This window comes from Pseudomonas sp. PA-4-8C (assembly GCF_021606625.1).
GTDB lineage: Bacteria > Pseudomonadota > Gammaproteobacteria > Pseudomonadales > Pseudomonadaceae > Aquipseudomonas > Aquipseudomonas lactis.
This window is the reverse complement of sequence record NZ_WKCD01000019.1, coordinates 26,360-48,394: the sequence shown is the minus strand read 5'-3', so window position 1 is coordinate 48,394 and position 22,035 is coordinate 26,360. Positions and strand designations below refer to the sequence as shown.

The window sequence follows — 22,035 nt, the reverse complement described above, 5'->3', positions numbered from 1 at the left end:
CAACTCCACCAGGCGCTCCAGCGCATCGGCGCGGTTCTGCTCCTGGGTGCGATATTGCTGGGCCTTGAGCACCAGCACGCCTTCGCTGGTGATGCGGCTGTCACGCAGCGCCAGCAGGCGCTCCTTGTAGAACTCTGGCAACGACGAGGCCGGAATATCAAACCGCAGGTGCACCGCACTCGACACTTTATTGACGTTCTGCCCGCCGGCACCTTGGGCACGAATGGCGGTCAGCTCGATCTCGGCATCGGGCAGCTGTACGTTGTTGGAAATCACCAGCATGTAACACGGTCCTCCGGAAGAAGCCCTAGGATACGCGAATGCACCTCGGCCATCCCCTCAAACGACAAACCCGGCACAAGGCCGGGTCTGCTTAACAACATTGACGCTTACTTCACCGCGGGGACCGCCATATCCATGGACTGCTGCGCCCGCTTGTTCTTGACCCAGTAACAAACGCCCATGAACGCCACCCACACCGGGATCGCGTACACCGAGCGGTCAATGCCCGGAATCATCAACATGGTGCCCAAAATAAACACCACAAACGCTACACAGATGATGTTGCCATACGGGTACCACAGCGCCTTGAACAGCGGCACCTGGCCGGTGCGGTTCATGTGCTGGCGGAACTTGAAGTGGGAGAAGCTGATCATCGCCCAGTTGATCACCAACGTGGCCACCACCAGCGACATCAACAGTTCCAGCGCGTCATGGGGCATCAGGTAGTTCATCAGCACCGCCACCAGGGTGATCGCCGCCGAGGCCAGGATCGAACGCACCGGCACACCGCGCTTGTCGATCTTCGCCAGGGCCTTGGGCGCATCGCCTTGCTCGGCCATGCCCAAGAGCATGCGGCTGTTGCAGTAGGTGCCGCTGTTGTACACCGACAGCGCGGCCGTCAGCACCACGAAGTTGAGAATATGCGCGGCCGTGTTACTGCCCAGCATCGAGAACACCTGTACGAACGGGCTACCGCTATAGGCATCGCCGGAGGCGTTGAGGGTCGCCAGCAGGCTGTCCCACGGGGTGAGCGACAGCAGTACCACCAGGGCACCGATGTAGAAAATCAGGATGCGATAGATCACCTGATTGATCGCCTTGGGGATCACGGTACGTGGCTGGTCGGCTTCGGCAGCGGTAAAGCCGAGCATTTCCAGACCGCCGAAGGAGAACATGATGATCGCCATGGCCATCACCAAGCCGCCGACGCCATGGGGGAAGAAACCACCATGCTCCCACAGGTTGCTGACCGAGGCTTGCGGGCCGCCGCTGCCGCTGACGAGCAGGTAGCTGCCCAGGGCAATCATGCCGACGATCGCCACCACCTTGATGATGGCGAACCAGAACTCGGCTTCACCGAAGACTTTGACGTTGGCCAGGTTGATCGCGTTGATCAGCACGAAGAACGCCGCCGCCGAGACCCAGGTCGGAATCTCCGGCCACCAGTAGTGCACGTACTTGCCGACGGCCGTCAGTTCCGACATACCCACCAGAATGTACAGAATCCAGCAGTTCCAGCCCGACAGGAAGCCGGCGAAACCGCCCCAGTACTTGTGGGCAAAGTGGCTGAAGGAGCCGGCGACCGGCTCCTCGACAATCATTTCGCCAAGCTGGCGCATGATCATGAAGGCGATAAAGCCGCAGATGGCATAGCCCAGGATCATCGACGGGCCGGCGGATTTGAGCACCCCGGCCGAGCCCAGGAACAGGCCGGTGCCGATGGCGCCACCGAGGGCGATCAACTGGATATGCCGGTTTTTCAGGCCGCGTTTCAGCTCGCCTGAAGAAGAATGGGGTCCACTCATGAAAAGGGTCTCACGCAAGGTTTGAAGAGTTGAATGCAGGTTGCTGCCTTGAATTACCGACTCAAGCAGCGCCGCTCAAACCCCAGCGCAGGCACCAGGAGTACAGCGTTTTTCTAATGGTCATGCGTCACCTGTTTGTTTTTATCTGTGACGAAATCGAACCCGTCCGGCTCGTGGCCAGGCGGAGTGATCAGGGGGATCAAACCCTGAGGTCTTAGCCTTTTGCGTGGGTACGCAAGGGGGGGTCACAGTAAAACGCGGCGCATTGTACACCGCTCGACAGCTTCGGCACGCACCGGGAAAGTGCACAGGCAAATCTGTCAGCTAATGCTTACATCAGCATGCCCCCCAGCAAAGCCAGGGCAGTTACGTAAATCTATCGTTACACCCCGGAAAATCTGCGTTACAGCCAGACTTTGGCAGCCTTCAACGGAATTCTGTCGGTAGGCAACGTCTGAAGAATCGCTTCAGCCAATTCACTGTTTTACCTGAATAAAAAAACTCGACAAAAAACAGAAGAAAAAATCCAAATGAAACCGTGTCAATAAATTTTTTGCATTTCGAAACACTCTCTTCTAGGTTCTTTGCACTTGCCCACGAAGCCCGTGGGTGAGCCGTTCTCAATCAACGTCCTCTAGGAGATACACCATGCAAGCACTGGAAAACGACCTGGAAACCGAACTGCAACTCGACGATTGGTTTGAAGCGCCGACCCATGAGGCCGCCGTTGAAATGATGCAAGCCGATGCCGTTGTGCCTTTTGGCACTGCGATGTGGCCTTTCTAATACCCGGCAGGCATCCGGCAGGCGCTGTGCACGGCGCCTGCCCCCTTACCCAAGGCACAGAAGGACACCCGTCATGGACAAGGCCCGCGCCGTCGAACACTTTCTTTACTACCTTGCGCACCATCCGGCCCTCAACGGCCTGAACCGCCCTACCGTATTGCTGGGCCATACCGCGCGCTATGACGCCATCGCCCAGGCGATAACCCAAGGCAGCGCCGCCCGCTTCAACTTCCAACTGCAACGCCTGGACCTGGCACCCAGCGACACCCTGGCCCAGGCCATTCAAAGCTGCGACCTGTACCTGTTTCTCTACGATTCCTCCACGCTGCCCAACCCACGCGCCGAAGGCCCTGACTTTATCCGCGCCCTGCAAGGCGTGATGGCCGAGCACTGGAAGAAATCCCTGCTGTTCAAGGATTACGGCGACTATTTCTACGACACCTTCAGCGTCGAGCCCCAACGCATCGCCGACCTCAACGCCACGTTGATCCGGCGCATGGCCCAGGCCAACGTGCTGAGCTTTACCGACAAACACGGTTCGCGCCTGGAAGCGCCGATGAGCAGCATCAAGAAGTGGACCAATATCAACGGCGTCGGCAACCACGACCTGGCGCCCGGCGAAATCGCCACCCACAGCGAAGCCATCAACGGCCAGGTGCGGTTTGTCGGCACCTTCCTCAGTACTATCCCCTTTGCACGCAAATACGGCGTGCTGCAATCACCGCTGGAGTTATGGATCGAAAACTCCACCGTTTGCAGCGTGGCCAGTGATGTGCCGGGGCTGGCGGATGATTTCAACAAGTACCTGAATGCCAACCCGTCCAACCGTCGTGTGGAGGAGTTGGGGATTGGTACCAATGAAGGGGTCAAGGACCTGTATGCGCGCAATGCCGGGTTTGAAGAGCGCCATTGCGGGTTGCACCTGGGCTTGGGTGGCGGGCAGAAAGGCAGTCATCACCTGGACCTGATCTTTGCCAGTGGGGTGCTGGCGCTGGATGACAAGCCGGTGTTTGATGGCGCCTTTGCCTTTTAAAAATCCGTCAGACGTATAGAGATCCCTGTGGGAGCCGGGCTTGCCCGCGATAGCGGTGGGTCAGTTAGCATAAAGGTGATTGACCCACCGCTATCGCAGGCAAGCCAGCTCCCACAGTTGATTGCATTTCAAAGGTAGATCGCAAAAAAAACGCCAACCCTAGGGTTGGCGTTTTTGTGCAGCGCTTAACGCATCACTGCGGCTTCTTGCGACCAAAACCAGGGCGCTGGCCGGAACCGGCCGGTGCGCCACGGCGCTTGCCCGATGGCTCGTCCGCGACCAGTTTCGGGCCAGGGCGCTTGTTCGCCGCTGGCTTGGCTGGACGCTTGGTGCTGGCGTTGTCGGCCGGGCGATCCGATTCACCACGGTTGCTGCGACCACCCGCCGGCGCAGGACGCGGCGTACGTGGCGCACGCTCGCCTTCTTGACGCGATGGCGCGGTGGGGCGGCGCTCGCCTTCAATGTGCGGCTGACGCGAGATACGACCGCCGGTGGCCGGTGCATCCAGCGCAGGGCGCAGGGTGCGGGCAACACGTTCGGTACGTGGCACCGGGCGCGACGATTTACGCTGCATACGCTCAAGCTTGTCTTTGCTCTTGGCGTTCATCTGCGGCATGGCAACCGGCGTCAGGCCCACTTCGGCGCTGAGGATATCGACTTCGTACTGGCTCATTTCGCGCCAGCGGCCCATCGGCAGGTCGGAGTTCAGGAACACCGGGCCAAAACGCACGCGCTTGAGGCGGCTGACCACCAGGCCCTGGGACTCCCACAGGCGACGCACTTCACGGTTACGGCCTTCCATCACCACGCAGTGGTACCAGTGGTTGAAACCTTCGCCACCTGGCGCCTGCTTGATGTCGGTGAACTTGGCCGGGCCGTCTTCGAGCACCACGCCCGCCTTGAGGCGTTCGATCATCTCGTCATCGACTTCACCACGCACACGCACGGCGTATTCACGGTCCATCTCGTAGGACGGGTGCATCAGGCGGTTGGCCAACTCACCGTCAGTGGTGAACATCAGCAAGCCGGTGGTGTTGATGTCCAGGCGGCCGATGTTGATCCAGCGACCTTCTTTAGGCTTGGGCATCTTGTCGAACACGGTCGGACGGCCTTCCGGGTCGTCACGGGTGCAGATCTCGCCGTCGGGCTTGTTGTACATGATCACGCGGCGCACCGATTCGGCGGCCTCTTCACGCTTGATGACCTTGCCATCAATGGTGATTGCATCGTGCAGGTCGACGCGCTGGCCGAGGGTGGCCTCGACGCCGTTGACCTTGATGCGCTTCTGGGTGATCCAGGCTTCGACGTCGCGGCGCGAGCCCACGCCGATACGCGCCAGCACCTTTTGCAGTTTTTCGCCTGCTGGGCCGATTTCCTGGTCTTTCTGGTCTTGGTCATTCATCGTAAGCACCTCCCGGTGGGTCGATTCAGGCATGGCCTGAGGGGTATTGAAAGCGGGGCCTTGGCCGAATAGGTCGGCAAGGGGTCGCGAATCATACGCGCATGGCGCGTGTTCCGCATCACAGACTAGCCGATAACGCCCAGCTCATTTGCTTTTCCGCCGACCGGTGGCCCCCAGGGCCAGCAATCGCAGCTCGGCTTCGGCCAATACCGTGCGCTTGTCGGCTTTATCGAGTTTCTTCCAGGCACGGATTTCACGCTTGCTGCGGCCACAGCCGACGCAGATGTCGTCGTTGAATTTACAGATGCTGATGCACGGGTCTTTCAGGGCACTCATGGTCGATCCTCTGTGGGAGCTGGCTTGCCTGCGATGGCATCACCTCCTTGCATCTGAGAGACCGAGGCGTCTGCATCGCAGGCAAGCCAGCTCCAACATGGGTTGCGCGGTGAACGTCAGAGCCGGTCAGTCTTCGAGCTGGCGGCGCTCGTTTTCGATGGCCTCGGCCAGCGCCCGGGCTTCGTCTTCTTCGTCACTCAGGGGCGGCTGTTCGAGGGCGGCGACGGCGGCCAGGAGCTTTTCCCGGGCCTGGGCCACGCCAAGCACATCGTCTTCGGCTTCGACCTCAGGCTCGGATTCAACGTTCACCTGGGTTTCTGGCTCCGCCGCACCATCACGCAGCAAATCGTCGAAGTCGGTCTTGATCCCCTGCTCCATGTCGTCCAGTTCCAGCAACAGCGTATGGAAACTGGTCTCGTCCTTGGGCTCCTCCGGCTCGGCGCTGGCGTCGGCCAGTTCCTGCAGGCTTTGCGGCACCGGCGCGTCGTCGAAGTCGAGCACCGGCTCGGCTTCCATTTCCCGCAGTTCGGCCAGGGGCGGCAGATCGTCGAGGTTTTTCAGGTTGAAGTGATCGAGGAACACCTTGGTGGTGGCGAACATCGCCGGTTTGCCCGGCACATCACGGTAGCCGACGATGCGAATCCACTCGCGCTCCAGCAGGGTCTTGACGATATGGCTGTTCACCGCCACGCCACGCACGTCTTCGATCTCGCCGCGGGTGATGGGCTGGCGATAGGCGATCAGCGCCATGGTCTCCAGCATCGCCCGGGAATATCGCTGCGGGCGCTCTTCCCACAACCGCCCGACCCACGGCGAAAACTTCTCACGGATCTGCAGGCGGTAACCCGACGCCACTTCGCGCAGTTCAAAGGCACGGCCCTCGCAGGACTTGCGCAGGATCTCCAAGGCCTTCTTGAAGACCGGCGGCTCCGGGCGTTCGGCTTCTTCAAAAAGCTCGAACAGGCGCTCCAAAGATTGCGGTTTACCCGAGGCCAGGAGAAAGGCCTCCAGCAAAGGGGCCAGTTCGCGGGGTTCAGTCAGATTCATCGATTCAGCTCGTTATTCGGCTCGCGCCCGCACGTGGATAGCCGCAAAAGGCTCATTCTGCACCAGCTCGACCAAGGACTCCTTGACCAGCTCTAGGATCGCCATAAAGGTCACCACCACACCCAGGCGCCCTTCTTCGGCGGTGAACAACTCGACAAAGGGCACAAACCCACCGCCCTTGAGACGTTCCAGCACATCGCTCATGCGCTCGCGGGTGGACAGCGCTTCACGGCTGACCTGGTGGCTCTCAAACATATCGCCACGGCGTAGCACCTCGGCCATGGACATCAGCAATTCTTCCAGGCTCACGTCTGGCAGTAACTTGCGCGCGCGCGCCTCGGGGGCGTCGAGCTTGGGCACCACCACATCACGGCCCACACGGCTCAGGCCGTCGATGCCTTCGGCGGCGGCCTTGAAGCGTTCGTACTCCTGCAGGCGGCGGATCAACTCGGCGCGTGGGTCATCCTCTTCGGCTTCCACCGTTTCCGAGCGCGGCAGCAGCATGCGCGACTTGATCTCGGCGAGCATGGCCGCCATCACCAGGTATTCAGCGGCCAGTTCCAGGCGCACCGACTGCATCAGCTCGACATAGCCCATGTACTGGCGGGTGATTTCTGCCACCGGGATGTCGAGGATATTGATGTTCTGCTTGCGGATCAGGTACAGCAGCAAGTCCAGCGGGCCTTCGAAGGCTTCAAGGAACACCTCCAGGGCGTCCGGCGGGATGTACAGGTCCAGGGGCATTTCCATGACCGCCTGGCCGTACACCATGGCAAACGGCAGTTCCTGCTGGGCGCCGGCCTGGGGGTCAGCGGTTTCCACGGCCGACATTCAGGCCTCGACCATGAACGGAGCCGGGTCGCCACAACCCACACGCACCACTTCTGGCTCACCGTCGGCCAGGTTGATCACCGTGGAGGCCTTATTGCCGCCGTAGCCGCCGTCGATGATCAGGTCGACGTGTTTTTCCAGCAATCGGCGCATTTCGTAAGGGTCGTACAACGGCTCGGTTTCGCCGGGCAGGATCAACGACACGCTCATCAGCGGTTCGCCCAACTCGGCCAGCAGCGCCAGGGCAATCGGGTGTTCCGGCACGCGCAGGCCGATGGTGCGCTTCTTGGGGTGCAGCAACAGGCGCGGCACTTCGCGGGTGGCGTTGAGAATGAACGTGTAGGGCCCCGGCGTGTGGGCCTTGAGCAGACGGAAGGTGCCGGTGTCGACCTTCGCAAACAGCCCAAGCTGGGACAAGTCGCTGCAGATCAGCGCAAAGTTGTGCTTGTCGTCCAGCTGGCGTAGGCGCCTTACCCGCTCGACCGCGCCCTTGTCGCCGATCTGGCAGCCAATGGCGTATGACGAATCCGTCGGGTAGATCACCACGCCACCGGCACGGATGATCTCTACGGCCTGCTTGATCAGGCGCGCTTGAGGGTTTTCCGGATGAATCTGGAAGAATTGACTCACGTGCTCTACCTGTTCAGACGGTGGCAATAATGGGGTCATGCTTGAATCGCCCCCACAACAGCGGCAGATCTTCCGGGACCTGGCGATACTCGCCGATCTCGGACCAGCCGCCTGGGCCATGAAAATCACTGCCGGCACTGACCAGCAGACCAAATTCGCGGGCAAGGATCGCCAGGCTGCCGACCTGTTCGGCGGGTTGATGCCCGTTGACCACCTCGATGGCGTGGCCTCCCGCTCCAATATAGTCGCTGATCAGCTTGCGGCGCTTGCTACGGGTGAAATCGTAATGCCAGGGATGCGCCAAGCTGACCCAGGCCCCGGAGGCCCGCAGGGTCTGGACGGTGTCTTCCAGGGTCGGCCAATGCAGCTTCACATCGCCCAACTTGCCGGCGCCCAGCCATTTGCGAAAGGCCTCGGCGCGATCCTTTACATACCCTTCACGCACCATCCAGTCGGCAAAGTGCGGACGGGCCGGTGCGTTGCCGCTGTCGCCCAGCTCCTGCTGGATGGCGCGGGCGCCGTCGAGGGCACCCGGCATGCCTTTAAGGCTGAGCTTGCGGCTTATTTCTTCGGACCGCAGCCAGCGGCCATCGTGCAATTGGGCAATCGCCGCCACCAAGGGCGGGGCCTTTTGATCAAAACCGTAGCCCAGCACATGGATGGTGGCGCCGCCCCAGGTGCAGGACAATTCCACGCCATTGACCAGCTGCATGCCCAGGGACTGCGCGGCCTGGCGGGCTTCGTCGAGGCCTTCGAGGGTGTCGTGGTCGGTCAATGCCAAAACTCGCACGCCTTTTTCAAACGCACGCGCAACCAGTACCGCGGGCGCCAGGGCGCCGTCGGAGGCCGTGCTGTGGCAGTGCAAATCAACATTCACGGGAGTGTGTAACCTCAAGTCAGCTGGCGCTATCGCAACCAAGGATGTTTGTTATTATGCCGCCACATCCAGCTTCTGGCTCTTACTGTGAAACAATTCATCGACTTCATCCCGCTGTTGCTGTTTTTCATCGTTACCAAACTCGACCCCAGGGTCATCGAAATCGCCGGCCACCCGCTATCGTTCGGGGGCATCTACAGCGCCACGGCCGTACTGATCGTCAGCTCAATCCTGGTCTACGGCGCCATCTTCATCTCCCAGCGCAAGCTGGAAAAAAGCCAATGGCTCACGCTTATCGCCTGCCTGGTATTCGGCGGCCTGACCTTGGCCTTCCACAGCGAAACCTTCCTTAAATGGAAAGCCCCGGTGGTGAACTGGCTGTTCGCCCTGGTGTTCATCGGCAGCCACTTCATCGGTGACCGCCTGCTGATCAAGCGGATCATGGGCCATGCGCTGACCTTGCCGGAGCCAGTGTGGGTACGCCTGAACGTGGCCTGGATCGTGTTTTTCCTGTTCTGCGGCGCCGCCAACCTGTTCGTGGCCTTTACCTTCCAGGACTACTGGGTCGACTTCAAAGTGTTCGGCAGCCTGGGCATGACCGTATTGTTTTTGATCGGCCAGGGTATCTACCTGTCGCGCCACCTGCATGACACCGCTGCTACCACACCAAAAACCGAGGACTGACATGCTCTACGCCATCATTGCCACCGACGTTGCCAACTCCCTGGAAAAACGCCTGAGCGTACGCCCGGCCCATGTCGAGCGCCTCAAACAGCTGCAAGCCGAAGGCCGCATCGTACTGGCCGGCCCGCACCCGGCCGTCGACAGCAATGACCCGGGCGACGCCGGTTTCACCGGAAGCCTGATCGTGGCCGAGTTCGCTTCCCTGGCCGACGCCGAGGCCTGGGCCAAGGCTGACCCTTACGTTGCAGCAGGGGTCTACACCGATGTGGTGATCAAGCCGTTCAAGCAAGTCTTGCCTTGAGCCCGGCTGCGTCGAACCTAATCGTTTCGGCGTACTCATAATGGCTCACGGCGTCACCGGTGGGGCCTTCGCCGCCGACAATGGCTAAATTGAGTGAGTCATGAGCGAGCTGTTACTGATAGATGATGACCAGGAGCTCTGTGAGCTGCTGACCAGTTGGCTGAGCCAGGAAGGTTTCCAGGTGCGCGCCTGCCACGACGGCTTGAGCGCCCGTAAAGCCTTGGCCGACAGTGCGCCTGCGGCCGTGGTGCTCGACGTGATGTTGCCCGATGGCAGCGGCCTGGAGCTGCTCAAGCAATTGCGCAACGACCACCCGGAGTTGCCGGTGCTGATGCTCTCGGCCCGGGGCGAACCCCTGGACCGCATCCTCGGCCTGGAACTGGGCGCCGACGACTACCTGGCCAAGCCCTGCGACCCGCGTGAGCTGACGGCGCGCCTGCGCGCCGTATTACGCCGCAGCCACCCAGCCGCGGTGTCCACCCAGCTGGAACTGGGCGACCTGTGCTTCAGCCCGGTGCGCGGCGTGGTCAGCATCGATGAACAGGAGTTCGCCCTCACCGTCTCCGAAAGCCGCCTGCTTGAAGCGCTGCTGCGCCAACCCGGCGAGCCCCTGGACAAACAGGAACTGGCGCAGATCGCCCTGGGCCGCAAGTTGACCCTCTACGATCGCAGCCTGGACATGCACGTCAGCAACCTGCGCAAAAAGATCGGCCCACACCCGGATGGCCGGCCACGCATCGTGGCGCTGCGTAGTCGTGGCTACTACTACAGCCTCTAAACATCCCGCTTAACCCTGTGGGAGCTGGCTTGCCTGCGATAGCGGTGTGTCAGTCCACCGTTATGCTAACTGGCCCACCGCTATCGCAGGCAAGCCAGCTCCCACCATTGATTTCATCACCTTCAAGGGTTTTGTCAGGTCCTATCAAACCCGTCTTTACCGAAGCTTTACCCTCCCCTGACCGCCGCTGACCTTGCTCTGCGTAACCTACTCACATCCGGACTCACCGGAATAGAGACAGGAGATACACCATGCGCAAGACCCTTATCGCTTTGATGTTCGCCACCGCCCTGCCCACCGTTGCCATGGCAATGCCGGAAGGCCCAGGCCCGATGGGCGGGCCTGAAAGCCGCATGATGGGTGGCCCAGGCCACGGTGAACACGGCCCGCGTGGCAAAGGCGGCCCGTTCAGCCAGCTGGACTTGAGCAAGGAACAGCGCGAGCAGATCCGCAAGCTGATGGGTGACCAATGGCACGCCCGCAAAGACCTGACCCAAAAGTACCTGGACAAACTCCCGGCCGCTGACCAGAAGGCCATGCAGGACGAAATCGCCGCCGGCAAGCAGAAAACCCAGGCCGATATCCGTGCCGTGCTCAAGCCCGACCAGCAGAAGAAGTACGACGAAATCGTCAAGAAGCAAGCCGAGCGCCGCGCCGAATGGAAAGAGTTCCAGGCCTGGAAAGCCCAGCAAGCGCAAAAAGCGCAATAATGGCCTAGCTTCACCCCCAGCCCAGTGGTTCGCGCCGCTGGGCTTTTCCTGTTTGAGGGTTTCCTGTGCGTTCATTGTTCTGGCGTATCCTGGCGAGTTTCTGGCTGGCCATCGCCCTGGTTGCCGGGTTATCGATCCTGCTTGGGCACATGCTCAACCAGGACGCCTGGATTCTCAGCCGCCACCCTGGGCTCAACAACCTGGCCCAGGAGTGGACGCAGCTCTACGAAACCCAGGGCGAAGATGCCGCCCAGGACTTGTTGCAGCAGCGCAAACGCCAGTACCACATCGACGTGCAAGTGCTTAACGAAAGCGGCGACCCGGTGGTGCGCGGCACCTTCCCGCGCCGCGCCGCCGCGTTCGAAGCCCGCCAGAACGACAGCCAGGACGGCCACCTGCCCTGGCGGCGCCTGACCGCCGAGTACACCAGCGCCAAAACCGGCGATACCTATCTGCTGATTTACCGTATTCCTCACCCGGAGCTGGACGCCTGGCACCGCAGCAGCCTGCTGTGGCCGCTCAGTGCATTGGCGATTACCCTGGTGGTGCTGACCCTGTTCAGCCTGCTGGTGACCTTGTCCATCACCCGCCCACTCAGCCGTTTGCGCGGCGCGGTGCATGATCTGGGGCAAACCACTTATCAACAGAACAGCCTGGCGCAACTGGCCAATCGGCGCGACGAGTTCGGCGTGCTGGCCAACGACTTCAACCGCATGGGCGCGCGCCTGCAAAGCCTGATCGGCAGCCAGCGCCAGTTGCTGCGCGACGTCTCCCACGAACTGCGCTCCCCCCTGGCGCGCTTGCGTATCGCCCTGGCCCTGGCCGAACGCGCCAGCCCCGAAGAACGGGAAAAACTCTGGCCACGCCTGACCCGCGAATGCGATCGCCTGGAAGCCTTGATCAGCGAGATCCTGGTATTGGCACGGGTCGACGCCGACAACGCCAGCGCCGAAGACATCGATCTAAACCCGTTGCTCAGGGCTCTGCAAAAGGACGCCCAACTCAGTGCCCCTGAGCAAGTGGTGCAACTGACGACTGCCAATGATTTACAGCTTAAAGGCTGGCCGACCATGATCGAACGCGCCGTGGACAACCTGCTGCGCAATGCCCAGCGCTTCAACCCGGTGGGCGAGCCGATTGAATTGCAGGCCCAGCATCAAGGCGGGCGCATTCTGATCAGCGTACGCGACCACGGCCCCGGCGTTGAAGCCGAGCACCTGAGCCAATTGGGCGAGCCGTTCTACCGTGCGCCGGGCCAGACCGCCCAAGGCCATGGCCTGGGCCTGGCCATCGCCCGTCGCGCCGCCGAGCGCCATGGCGGCAACCTGATCCTGGCCAACCATCCCGAGGGCGGTTTTATCGCCAGCATCGAACTGCCCTTGATCCCTGGGGTTGCCATACCAGTGGGATGATCTTCTATAGTGGCCCTTCTCTTACGGAGGGCCTTTGATGACTGACCTGCTGACTCCCATCCAAGCCGCACTCGCTTTACCGCACGCCCCATTGCCCCAGCCCCAGGCCGGCGCCCTGCCTTCGACCTTTGCCGTGACTGACCTGGCGGCCGCCAGCATCGGCGCCGCCGGCCAGGCCGTCGCGCAGTTGATTGAGCAACAAACCGGGCGCCTGCCCAGCGTCAGCGTGGATCGGCGCCTGGCCTCGTTGTGGTTCTCCTCGTCGATTCGCCCCGTGGGTTGGCAAGTGCCGCCTTTGTGGGACCCGGTAGCGGGTGACTACGCCAGCGCCGATGGCTGGATTCGCTTGCACACCAACGCGCCCCATCATCGTGCAGCGGCCGAGCGGGTACTGGGGCCTGCCGCTGATCGCGCAGCAATGGCAAGTAAAGTTGCAACCTGGAAAGCCGCCGAACTGGAACAGGCGGTGGTCGATGCGGGCGGTTGTGCGGCGCAGATGCGTAGCTGGCAAGCCTGGCAGCAGCACCCCCAGGGCTTGGCGGTAAATGCCGACGCGTTGATCCAGCGCGAGCTCTTCGACCCCGGCATCGACACACCCTGGCTCGGCTCAGCCGCTCGCCCACTGGCTGGCATCAAGGTGCTGGATTTGACCCGGGTGCTGGCCGGCCCGGTGGCCAGTCGGTTCCTCGCCGGCTTGGGTGCCGACGTACTGCGCATCGACTCACCCACCTGGAACGAGCCTGGCGTCGTCCCGGAAATGACCCTGGGTAAACGCTGCGCTCGCCTTGATCTAAAGCGCCACGACGACCGACAGGTGTTCGAAGCGTTGCTCAAGGACGCCGACATCCTGTTCCACGGCTACCGCGCCGATGCCCTGGAACAACTGGGTTACACCCTTGGCGAACGGCAACACCTCGCCCCCGGCCTGATCGATGTCAGCCTCAACGCCTACGGCTGGAGCGGCCCTTGGCGTAATCGTCGTGGTTTTGACAGCCTGGTGCAGATGAGCAGCGGGATTGCCGAGGCCGGCATGGCCTGGAAACAGACGGATAAACCGCTGCCGCTGCCGGTGCAGGCGCTGGATCACGCTACCGGCTATTTGATGGCCGCCAGTGCGATCCGGGCGTTGGCCGAGCGCCTGGACTCCGGACGCGGCGGGTCGGCGCGTTTGTCGTTGGCGCGTACGGCGAAGTTACTGGTGGAGGCCGGGCCAGTGGCACAGCAAGCGGCATTGCGCGAGGAAGACATTAATGACCAAGGCCTGGTCGTGGAGCAGACAGCCTGGGGCCAGGCCCACCGGCTACTGGCGCCGCTGAGCATCAGTGGCACGCCGTTGCAGTGGGATTTACCGGCGGTGGAGTTAGGGTCACACCGGCCTCAGTGGTGACCTGGGCGCCGCTATCGCAGGCAAGCCAGCTCCCACAGGATCAGAGTGGGAGCCGAGCTTGCCCGCGATGGGGCCATCACCGTCGCCATCAATCCCCGCGGTTCAACGACGTCCACAAATGCTGCGCCGCATACGCCCTCAACGGCCGCCACGCCTCGGCCCGCGCCAATAACTGCCGCGCCGACACCGGCCCACCTTCCAACGCTGCCAAAGCATTGATCAGCCCGATATCCCCCGACGCAAATGCATCCACCTCGCGCAACTGGCGCATGGCGATGTACTGCGCGGTCCACTCTCCAATCCCCGGCAACGCAACCAGCCGTGCAACGCCGTCCTGGAGGCTGGCCTTGGGTTCGAAAAGCTGTGGGTCATCCAACAGCGCCTGGGCCACACCAGACAAGGTACGCCCCCGCGCCTTGGGCATGCCCAGGGTGGCCAGGTCCGCCGCCGCCAGCACTTCAGGTGTCGGAAACAGGTGGGTGATACCGGCGTGCGGGGTTGACAGCGCCTGACCATACTGCGCCACCAACTTGCCCGCCAGGCGAATCGCCGCCACCACGGTGATCTGCTGACCCAGCACCGCACGAATCGCCAGCTCCAACCCATCCCAGGTGCCAGGCAGCCGCAGGCCAGGACGGGCCGCAACCAGTTGCGCCATCAGGGGGTCCTGCGCCAATTGCGCGTTGATTACCTCAGGCACGGCATCCAGATCAAACATCCTGCGCAAGCGCCGCTCGATCTCAGGCATGGCGCCAGGCTCGGGAAAGTCGACCGTCACCTCCAGCCAATCCCCCGCCCCCGGTTCGACGCTGATCCAGCCATGTATCCCTGCCACACTGATGCTGCGTCGGTACACGCCAGCGACCACGGTTTCCAACCCGGTAATCGCTCGCACCGATAAGAACCCCAGCATCGCCGCCCAGTCGTAGGGCGGTTGATACGCCAACCTCACAGTGACAATACCCCGCTATACAGCCCGTACGCGGCCAACCCGGCGCCCGCGATCACGCCGCTGAAAATGCCTTTTTCCACGGTGGTAAACAACGGCTGGCCCTGCTCGCGCTTGGCCAGGGCAAACAGGATCACGCCCGGTGCGTACAGCAACGCCGACAGCAGCAAGTACTTCAAGCCCCCCGCATACAGCAGCCAAATCGCGTAACCGAGGGCAATCAGCCCCACCAGCAGATCTTTCATGCGCCGGCGCTGCCAGCCGGCATAGGTTTCGCCGCGCGCGCTCAATAGCACCGCATAGGCCGCCGACCACAAGTAAGGCACCAGGATCATCGACGACGCCAGGTAGATCAGGGTGGTGTAGGTGCTGGCTGAAAATAGCGTGATCACCAGGAATGCCTGGATCATCACGTTGGTCAGCCATAAGGCATTGACCGGCACCTGATTGGCGTTTTCCTTCTTCAGGAACGCCGGCATGGTCTTGTCCTGGGCGGTGGCATAGAGGATTTCCGCGCACAGCAGCGCCCAGGAGAGCAACGCGCCGAGCAGCGAAACCGCCAGGCCGATACTGATCAATACCGCGCCCCAAGGCCCGACGATATGCTCCAACACACCGGCCAGGGACGGGTTCTGCAATTGCGCCAGCTCCGGCTGGCTCATGATGCCCAGGGACAACACATTCACCAGCACCAGCAAGGCCAGCACGCCCACGAAACCAATCACCGTGGCGCGCCCCACGTCCGAGCGTTTCTGCGCCCGCGCCGAATACACACTGGCGCCTTCGATCCCGATAAATACAAACACCGTGACCAGCATCATGTGGCGCACCTGCTCGACCACGCTGCCCATCTGCGGGTTACCCATTCCCCAGATATCGCGGGTGAAAATATCCGCCTTGAATGCAACGGCGGCGATCACGATAAACATCAGCAGCGGCACGATCTTCGCCACCGTCGTCACCTGATTGATGAACGCTGCCTCTTTGATCCCGCGCATCACCAGAAAATGTACGGCCCACAGCAACAGCGACGCGCAGCCGATGGCAAGCGGCGTATTGCCCTGGCCGAACGCCGGAAAAAAGTAGCCGAGGGTGCTGAATAGCAAGACGAAATAACCGACATTGCCCATCCACGCACTGATCCAGTAACCCCAGGCGGATGAAAAGCCCATGTAGTCGCCAAAACCCGCCTTGGCGTAGGCATACACCCCGGAGTCCAGTTCGGGCTTACGGTTCGCCAACGTCTGGAACACAAAGGCCAGGGTCAGCATGCCGATGGCGGTGATCGCCCAGCCGATCAATATGGCGCCCACTTCGGCACGGGCGGCCATGTTCTGCGGCAATGAAAAGATGCCGCCGCCAATCATCGAGCCCACCACCAGGGCGATCAGGGCACTGAGCCGGAGTTTCTGGGCGGGTTGGGTCATGCAGCTTCCTCGAAATAAACGGTTGGGCGACAACTGCGCACACAAGTAATTCAGATTAATGACGTTGTCATAACATAAGGATATGTAAAGGTAGGAAGTTTAGGCTTATTTAGAATTTAAATACGTCAATTATGAAGCGATAGTCAAACAACGTACAAAAAATTTGCACATTCGCAAATACGAACTAGCGTCAACACCCATGCCCTCGACCAAATGATTAACCACAAAGCAAAGAGCGCTCTATCAAGCGCCTTTGCGGGACTTGTTCGTCCGCAAAAACCTCACCCTAAGTCGTTAATTCACAATGGAATGTGCCAATGAAGTGATCTGAGTCAGCTGTTTGATTAGCGCACGGAATTATTCTGTGGTCTCTCTTCTCCTGCATTGGAGTCATGCAATGTCTGAAACTCCCGGAAAACTTCGACTAGGCGCCTTGGTCGCACTTGTCGTAGGCTCGATGATTGGCGGCGGTATCTTTTCATTGCCACAAAACATGGCCGCCAGCGCCGATGTCGGTGCGGTGTTGATCGGCTGGGTGATTACCGCCATCGGCATGTTGACCCTCGCCTTCGTGTTCCAGACCCTCGCCAACCGCAAGCCTGACCTCGACGGCGGGGTCTACGCCTACGCCAAGGCCGGTTTCGGCGACTACATGGGCTTTTCATCCGCCTGGGGCTACTGGATCAGCGCCTGGCTGGGCAACGTCGGCTACTTCGTCTTGCTGTTCAGCACCCTGGGCTACTTCTTCCCGGTCTTTGGCGAAGGCAACACCCCGACGGCGGTGATCGCTGCGTCAGTGCTGTTGTGGGCCGTGCATTTCCTGGTGCTGCGCGGGATCAAGGAAGCCGCGTTCATCAACCTGGTGACCACCGTCGCCAAGGTGGTGCCGCTGCTGCTGTTCGTGCTCATCGCGCTGTTCGCGTTCAAGCTGGACATCTTCACCGCTGACATCTGGGGCGTGAAAAACCCGGACCTGGGCAGCGTGATGAACCAGGTGCGCAACATGATGCTGGTCACCGTGTGGGTGTTTATCGGCATCGAAGGCGCGAGCATCTTCTCGTCCCGTGCCGAAAAACGCAGTGACGTGGGCAAGGCCACCGTGATCGGCTTTATCACCGTGCTGCTGTTCCTGATGCTGGTGAACGTGCTGTCCCTGGGGATCATGACCCAACCGGAACTGGCCAAGCTGCAGAACCCGTCGATGGCCGCCGTGCTGGAGCATGTGGTGGGCCACTGGGGTGCGGTGCTGATCAGTGTGGGCTTGATCATCTCGCTGCTCGGCGCGCTGCTGTCTTGGGTGCTGCTGTGTGCGGAGATCATGTTCGCCGCCGCCAAAGACCACACCATGCCGGAGTTCCTGCGCAAGGAAAACGCCAACCATGTGCCGGTCAACGCGCTGTGGCTGACCAACGCAATGGTGCAGATATTCCTGGTGATCACGCTGTTTTCCGCCAGCACCTACCTGTCACTGATCTACCTCGCCACCTCGATGATCCTGGTGCCTTACCTGTGGTCGGCGGCCTACGCCCTGCTGCTGGCGGTGCGCGGCGAGACCTACGAGAACGCCCTCAAAGAGCGCAGAAAGGACCTGTTCATCGGCGCCATCGCCCTGATCTATGCGATCTGGCTGCTGTATGCCGGCGGCACCAAATACCTGCTGCTCTCCGCCCTGCTCTACGCCCCCGGCGCGATCCTGTTCGCCAAGGCCAAGCGTGAACTGGGCAAACCGATTTTCACCCCCGTCGAGAAGCTGATTTTCGCCGCAGTGGTCATTGGCGCCCTGGTGGCGGCCTATGGGCTCTACGACGGCTTCCTGACCCTGTAATTGTTGTTCACTGGAGGATCTGTAATGACCACGGAAAAAGTGAAGTACGGCGTACATTCCGAAGCCGGCAAACTGCGCAAAGTCATGGTGTGCTCCCCAGGTTTGGCCCACCAGCGGCTGACCCCCAACAACTGCGACGAGCTGCTGTTCGATGACGTGCTATGGGTGGCCCAGGCCAAGCGCGACCACTTCGACTTCGTCACCAAGATGCGCGAGCGGGACATTGATGTGCTGGAAATGCACAACCTGCTCACCGACATCGTCGCCAACCCCGAAGCGCTGGACTGGATCCTGGAGCGCAAGATCACCGCCAACACCGTAGGCCTGGGCCTGGTCGATGAAGTTGGCTCGTGGCTGCGCAGCCTGGAGCCGCGCAAAATCAGTGAGTACCTGATTGGCGGCGTATCGGCCGACGACCTGCCGAGCAGCTTCGGTGGCAAGACCATCGAGATGTTCCGCGATTTTCTCGGCCACGCCAGCTTCATCCTGCCGCCGCTGCCCAACACCCAGTTCACCCGCGATACCACCTGCTGGATCTACGGCGGCGTGACGCTCAACCCGATGTACTGGCCGGCGCGACGTCAGGAAACCCTGCTGACCAGCGCCATCTACAAATTCCACCCTGAGTTCACCAACGCGGACTTCCAGATCTGGTACGGCGACCCCGACCAGGAACATGGCGCCGCGACGCTCGAAGGCGGCGACGTGATGCCGATTGGCAACGGCGTGGTGTTGATCGGCATGGGCGAGCGCTCGTCCCACCAGGCCATCGGCCAACTGGCGCGCAACCTGTTCCAGAACAAAGCCGTGGAACGCGTCATCGTTGCCGGCCTGCCCAAATCCCGCGCCGCGATGCACCTGGACACCGTGTTCAGCTTCTGCGACCGCGACCTGGTCACCGTCTTCCCCGAAGTGGTCAACCAGATCGTGCCGTTCACCCTGCGCCCTGACGAGAGCAAGCCCCACGGCATCGACATTCAGCGCGAGAAAACCAACTTCCTCGAAACCGTGGCCGCAGCCCTCAACCTCAAGGCCCTGCGCGTGGTCGAGACCGGCGGCAACAGCTTCGCCGCCGAACGCGAGCAATGGGATGACGGCAACAACGTGGTGGCCGTGGAGCCGGGCGTGGTGATTGGCTACGACCGCAACACCTACACCAACACCTTGCTGCGCAAGGCCGGTGTGGAAGTGATCACCATCAGCGCCGGTGAACTCGGCCGTGGCCGTGGCGGCGGCCACTGCATGACCTGCCCGATCATCCGCGACCCTATCGACTATTAAGGAGATTCCATCATGGCTTTCAATATGCGCAACCGCAGCCTGCTGTCGCTGATGCACCACACCACCCGCGAGCTGCATTACCTGCTGGACCTGTCCCGCGACCTCAAGCGTGCCAAATACACCGGCACCGAGCGCCCGCACTTGCAGGGCAAGAACATCGCGCTGATCTTCGAAAAAACCTCGACCCGCACTCGCTGTGCCTTCGAAGTCGCGGCCCATGACCAAGGCGCCCACGTCACCTATATCGACCCGGTGTCGTCGCAGATCGGCCACAAAGAAAGCATGAAAGACACCGCCCGCGTATTGGGCCGGATGTTCGATGCCATTGAATACCGTGGCTTTGAACAGGAAATCGTCGAAGAGCTGGCCAAGTTTGCGGGCGTGCCGGTGTTCAACGGCCTCACCGCCGAATTCCACCCGACCCAGATGATCGCCGACACCCTGACCATGCGCGAACACAGCGACAAGCCGCTGCATGACATCAGCTACGCGTACCTGGGGGACGCGCGCTACAACATGGGCAACTCGCTGCTGATGATCGGCGCCAAGCTCGGCATGGACGTGCGCATCGGCGCGCCGAAAGCGCTGTGGCCCCATGAAGATTTCATCAAAGAGTGCCAGGCCTTTGCCGAGGAAAGCGGCGCACGCATCACCATCACCGAAGACCCTGCAGAGGCCGTGAAGGGCGTGGACTTCATCCACACCGATATCTGGGTGTCCATGGGCGAACCGGTGGAAGCGTGGGACGAGCGCATCGAGCAACTGCTGCCGTACCAGGTCAACGCCAAGATGATGAAAGCCTCGGGCAACCCTCGGGTGAAATTCATGCATTGCCTGCCGGCGTTCCACAACAGTGAAACCAAGGTCGGCAAGGACATCGCAGCGCGCTATCCGCACCTGGCCAATGGCGTGGAAGTGACCGAAGAGGTGTTTGAGTCGCCGGCCAATATCGCCTTCGAGCAGGCGGAAAACCGCATGCATACCATCAAGGCGATTCTGGTGTCGGCGTTGGCAGACATCTAACCCCACTCTGATCGTTCCCACGCTCCGCGTGGGAATGCAGCCAGTGGCGCTCTGCGCCACAAGAGCGGACGCAGAGCGTCCGGTGAGGCATTCCCACGCAGAGCGTGGGAACGATCATTCTAGAAGGACATTCTGTATGCGCATCGTCGTAGCCCTGGGCGGCAACGCCCTCCTGCGTCGTGGTGAACCCATGACCGCAGACAATCAACGGGCCAATATCCGTATCGCCACCGAACAGATCGCCAAGATCCACCCCGGCAACGAGCTGGTGATCGCCCACGGCAATGGCCCGCAAGTGGGCCTGCTGTCATTGCAGGCAGCGGCCTACACCAGCGTCTCGCCTTACCCGCTGGACGTGCTGGGCGCCGAGACCGAAGGCATGATCGGCTACATCATCGAACAGGAACTGGGCAACCTGCTGGACTTTGAAGTGCCGTTCGCCACCCTGCTCACCCAAGTGGAAGTGGACGCCAAGGACCCGGCCTTCCAGAACCCCACCAAGCCCATCGGCCCGGTGTACGCCAAAGCCGAAGCCGAGAAACTCGCCACCGAGAAAGGCTGGGCCATCGCGCCCGACGGCGACAAATACCGCCGCGTGGTCGCCAGCCCGCGCCCCAAACGCATCTTTGAAATCCGCCCGATCAAATGGCTGCTGGAGAAAAAAGCCATCGTGATCTGCGCCGGTGGCGGCGGCATCCCAACGATGTATGGCGAAGACGGCAAGCTCAAGGGCATCGAGGCGGTGATCGACAAAGACCTGTGCTCCTCCTTGCTGGCCACGCAACTGGAGGCCGATTTGCTGGTCATCGCCACCGACGTCAACGCCGCCTTTATCGACTTCGGCAAGCCAACCCAGAAGGCCATCAGCCAGGCCCACCCCGACGATATGGAAAAACTCGGCTTCGCCGCCGGCTCCATGGGCCCCAAGGTCCAAGCCGCCTGCGAGTTCGCCCGCCAGACTGGCAAAACCGCGGTGATCGGTTCACTCTCGGACATCGAAGCCATCGTCCAGGGCAGCGCCGGCACGCGCATCAGCACGGCCAAACCTGGCATCACCTACCTGTGAAGTTGAGGAGAAACGCCTATGGCTATCTTTGAACCCGGCCACCTGCATATCGAGCGACACGCGCTGAACAAGGACGATGTCAGCTACGACCTGTGCCTGGACTACGAAGTCTTCACGCATGAGCGCGAAGGCAAAGGCATGCAGTTCACCCTGCATGGCAGCATCCAGGGCAAGGCCATGAAAGAGACCTTTTTCCTGCCCAAGGACCAGGCCTACAACTTCGCCAGCAATGTGACTAAGATTGTTGAAAAGTACGGCATTCCCAAGACCCATAGCAGCGTTGGTTCACAACACAAGCATTACGATCTGATGTTTGAGGATGTGCGCCAGCAGTTGGGTATGAAATCCGGCGACCCGGTCAAACCCGAACATCTGGAATAACCTGCCCCCAATCGAATGTGGGAGCTGGCTTGCCTGCGATAGCGACCTGTCAGACGATATT

The 22,035-nt window shown here is 61.2% G+C and carries 23 protein-coding genes; 13 read left to right on the top strand and 10 right to left on the bottom strand.

Annotation, left to right across the window (positions count from 1 at the left end):
- The coding region (gene arfB / locus GIW04_RS06000) for an alternative ribosome rescue aminoacyl-tRNA hydrolase ArfB (protein WP_236478944.1) at nt 1-282 on the bottom strand (282 nt) is incomplete at its 3' end.
- A 107-nt stretch (nt 283-389) separates the two neighbouring features.
- Nucleotides 390-1,808, bottom strand: a complete 1,419-nt coding sequence (locus tag GIW04_RS05995; protein WP_057710461.1) for an amino acid permease — start codon at nt 1,806-1,808, stop codon at nt 390-392.
- Between the two features lie 648 nt (nt 1,809-2,456).
- On the opposite strand from GIW04_RS05995, the gene GIW04_RS05990 reads away from it, so the two are divergent.
- Together GIW04_RS05990 and GIW04_RS05985 are read left to right on the top strand one after the other, a co-directional pair.
- Entirely contained in the window at nt 2,457-2,594 is a 138-nt protein-coding gene (locus GIW04_RS05990) for a hypothetical protein (protein WP_003175756.1), read from the top strand.
- A gap of 73 nt (nt 2,595-2,667) precedes the next feature.
- Entirely contained in the window at nt 2,668-3,627 is a 960-nt protein-coding gene (locus GIW04_RS05985; protein ID WP_057710462.1) for a hypothetical protein, read from the top strand.
- A 193-nt stretch (nt 3,628-3,820) separates the two neighbouring features.
- On the opposite strand, the gene rluB is transcribed toward GIW04_RS05985, so the two are convergent.
- The 6 genes from rluB to GIW04_RS05955 form a co-directional block, all read right to left on the bottom strand.
- The gene (rluB, locus tag GIW04_RS05980) at nt 3,821-5,029 is read right to left on the bottom strand and encodes a 23S rRNA pseudouridine(2605) synthase RluB (protein WP_003193792.1); all 1,209 of its coding nucleotides are present in this window, start codon (nt 5,027-5,029) and stop codon (nt 3,821-3,823) included.
- A gap of 144 nt (nt 5,030-5,173) precedes the next feature.
- The gene (locus GIW04_RS05975; protein WP_003193793.1) at nt 5,174-5,365 is read right to left on the bottom strand and encodes a DUF1289 domain-containing protein; all 192 of its coding nucleotides are present in this window, start codon (nt 5,363-5,365) and stop codon (nt 5,174-5,176) included.
- A gap of 126 nt (nt 5,366-5,491) precedes the next feature.
- A complete protein-coding gene (gene scpB, locus GIW04_RS05970; protein ID WP_003193794.1) occupies nt 5,492-6,412 on the bottom strand; it encodes an SMC-Scp complex subunit ScpB in 921 nt (306 codons plus the stop codon).
- 12 nt (nt 6,413-6,424) lie between these two features.
- Nucleotides 6,425-7,123 carry a segregation and condensation protein A gene (locus GIW04_RS05965; RefSeq protein WP_164365898.1) on the bottom strand — a complete coding sequence of 233 codons (699 nt, stop codon included), beginning with the start codon at nt 7,121-7,123 and terminating at the stop codon, nt 6,425-6,427.
- Nucleotides 7,124-7,243: 120 nt separating this feature from the next.
- Complete coding sequence (locus GIW04_RS05960) at nt 7,244-7,873, bottom strand: L-threonylcarbamoyladenylate synthase (protein ID WP_003193796.1); 630 nt, start codon at nt 7,871-7,873, stop codon at nt 7,244-7,246.
- 13 nt (nt 7,874-7,886) lie between these two features.
- The gene (locus GIW04_RS05955; protein WP_034134362.1) at nt 7,887-8,750 is read right to left on the bottom strand and encodes a PHP domain-containing protein; all 864 of its coding nucleotides are present in this window, start codon (nt 8,748-8,750) and stop codon (nt 7,887-7,889) included.
- An 87-nt stretch (nt 8,751-8,837) separates the two neighbouring features.
- On the opposite strand from GIW04_RS05955, the gene GIW04_RS05950 reads away from it, so the two are divergent.
- The 6 genes from GIW04_RS05950 (at nt 8,838) to GIW04_RS05925 (ending at nt 14,022) form a co-directional block, all read left to right on the top strand.
- Nucleotides 8,838-9,434 (top strand): septation protein A, encoded by a 597-nt coding sequence (locus tag GIW04_RS05950; RefSeq protein WP_120248615.1) that lies wholly within the window; start codon nt 8,838-8,840, stop codon nt 9,432-9,434.
- Between the two features lies 1 nt (nt 9,435).
- Complete coding sequence (locus GIW04_RS05945) at nt 9,436-9,735, top strand: YciI family protein (protein WP_003193801.1); 300 nt, start codon at nt 9,436-9,438, stop codon at nt 9,733-9,735.
- Nucleotides 9,736-9,835: 100 nt separating this feature from the next.
- Complete coding sequence (locus GIW04_RS05940; protein WP_003193803.1) at nt 9,836-10,513, top strand: response regulator transcription factor; 678 nt, start codon at nt 9,836-9,838, stop codon at nt 10,511-10,513.
- 251 nt (nt 10,514-10,764) lie between these two features.
- Entirely contained in the window at nt 10,765-11,223 is a 459-nt protein-coding gene (locus GIW04_RS05935; RefSeq protein ID WP_003193804.1) for an LTXXQ domain protein, read from the top strand.
- A gap of 65 nt (nt 11,224-11,288) precedes the next feature.
- Nucleotides 11,289-12,635, top strand: coding sequence for a sensor histidine kinase (locus GIW04_RS05930; protein WP_034134363.1), 1,347 nt, complete (start codon nt 11,289-11,291; stop codon nt 12,633-12,635).
- 37 nt (nt 12,636-12,672) lie between these two features.
- Nucleotides 12,673-14,022 (top strand): CoA transferase, encoded by a 1,350-nt coding sequence (locus tag GIW04_RS05925; protein WP_120248614.1) that lies wholly within the window; start codon nt 12,673-12,675, stop codon nt 14,020-14,022.
- Nucleotides 14,023-14,110: 88 nt separating this feature from the next.
- Here the strand turns inward: GIW04_RS05925 and GIW04_RS05920 are convergent, their stop codons facing one another.
- Nucleotides 14,111-14,974, bottom strand: coding sequence for a DNA-3-methyladenine glycosylase family protein (locus GIW04_RS05920; RefSeq protein WP_003193810.1), 864 nt, complete (start codon nt 14,972-14,974; stop codon nt 14,111-14,113).
- Entirely contained in the window at nt 14,971-16,398 is a 1,428-nt protein-coding gene (gene arcD, locus GIW04_RS05915) for an arginine-ornithine antiporter (protein WP_120248613.1), read from the bottom strand. The genes GIW04_RS05920 and arcD (GIW04_RS05915) overlap by 4 nt, the downstream gene beginning before the upstream one ends.
- Before the next feature lie 397 nt (nt 16,399-16,795).
- Between arcD (GIW04_RS05915) and arcD (GIW04_RS05910) the strand changes: the two genes are divergently transcribed.
- The 5 genes from arcD (GIW04_RS05910) to GIW04_RS05890 all read left to right on the top strand — a co-directional run bounded on the left by arcD (GIW04_RS05910) (nt 16,796) and on the right by GIW04_RS05890 (nt 21,974).
- Nucleotides 16,796-18,223, top strand: coding sequence for an arginine-ornithine antiporter (gene arcD, locus GIW04_RS05910; RefSeq protein ID WP_014719693.1), 1,428 nt, complete (start codon nt 16,796-16,798; stop codon nt 18,221-18,223).
- 24 nt (nt 18,224-18,247) lie between these two features.
- The gene (gene arcA, locus GIW04_RS05905; RefSeq protein WP_014719694.1) at nt 18,248-19,504 is read left to right on the top strand and encodes an arginine deiminase; all 1,257 of its coding nucleotides are present in this window, start codon (nt 18,248-18,250) and stop codon (nt 19,502-19,504) included.
- Between the two features lie 12 nt (nt 19,505-19,516).
- On the top strand, nt 19,517-20,527 hold the full coding sequence (locus GIW04_RS05900) for an ornithine carbamoyltransferase (RefSeq protein ID WP_003193818.1): 1,011 nt from the start codon (nt 19,517-19,519) through the stop codon (nt 20,525-20,527).
- A gap of 136 nt (nt 20,528-20,663) precedes the next feature.
- The gene (gene arcC, locus GIW04_RS05895; RefSeq protein ID WP_120248612.1) at nt 20,664-21,593 is read left to right on the top strand and encodes a carbamate kinase; all 930 of its coding nucleotides are present in this window, start codon (nt 20,664-20,666) and stop codon (nt 21,591-21,593) included.
- An 18-nt stretch (nt 21,594-21,611) separates the two neighbouring features.
- A complete protein-coding gene (locus GIW04_RS05890; RefSeq protein WP_003193821.1) occupies nt 21,612-21,974 on the top strand; it encodes a DUF5064 family protein in 363 nt (120 codons plus the stop codon).
- Nucleotides 21,975-22,035: the final 61 nt, after the last annotated feature.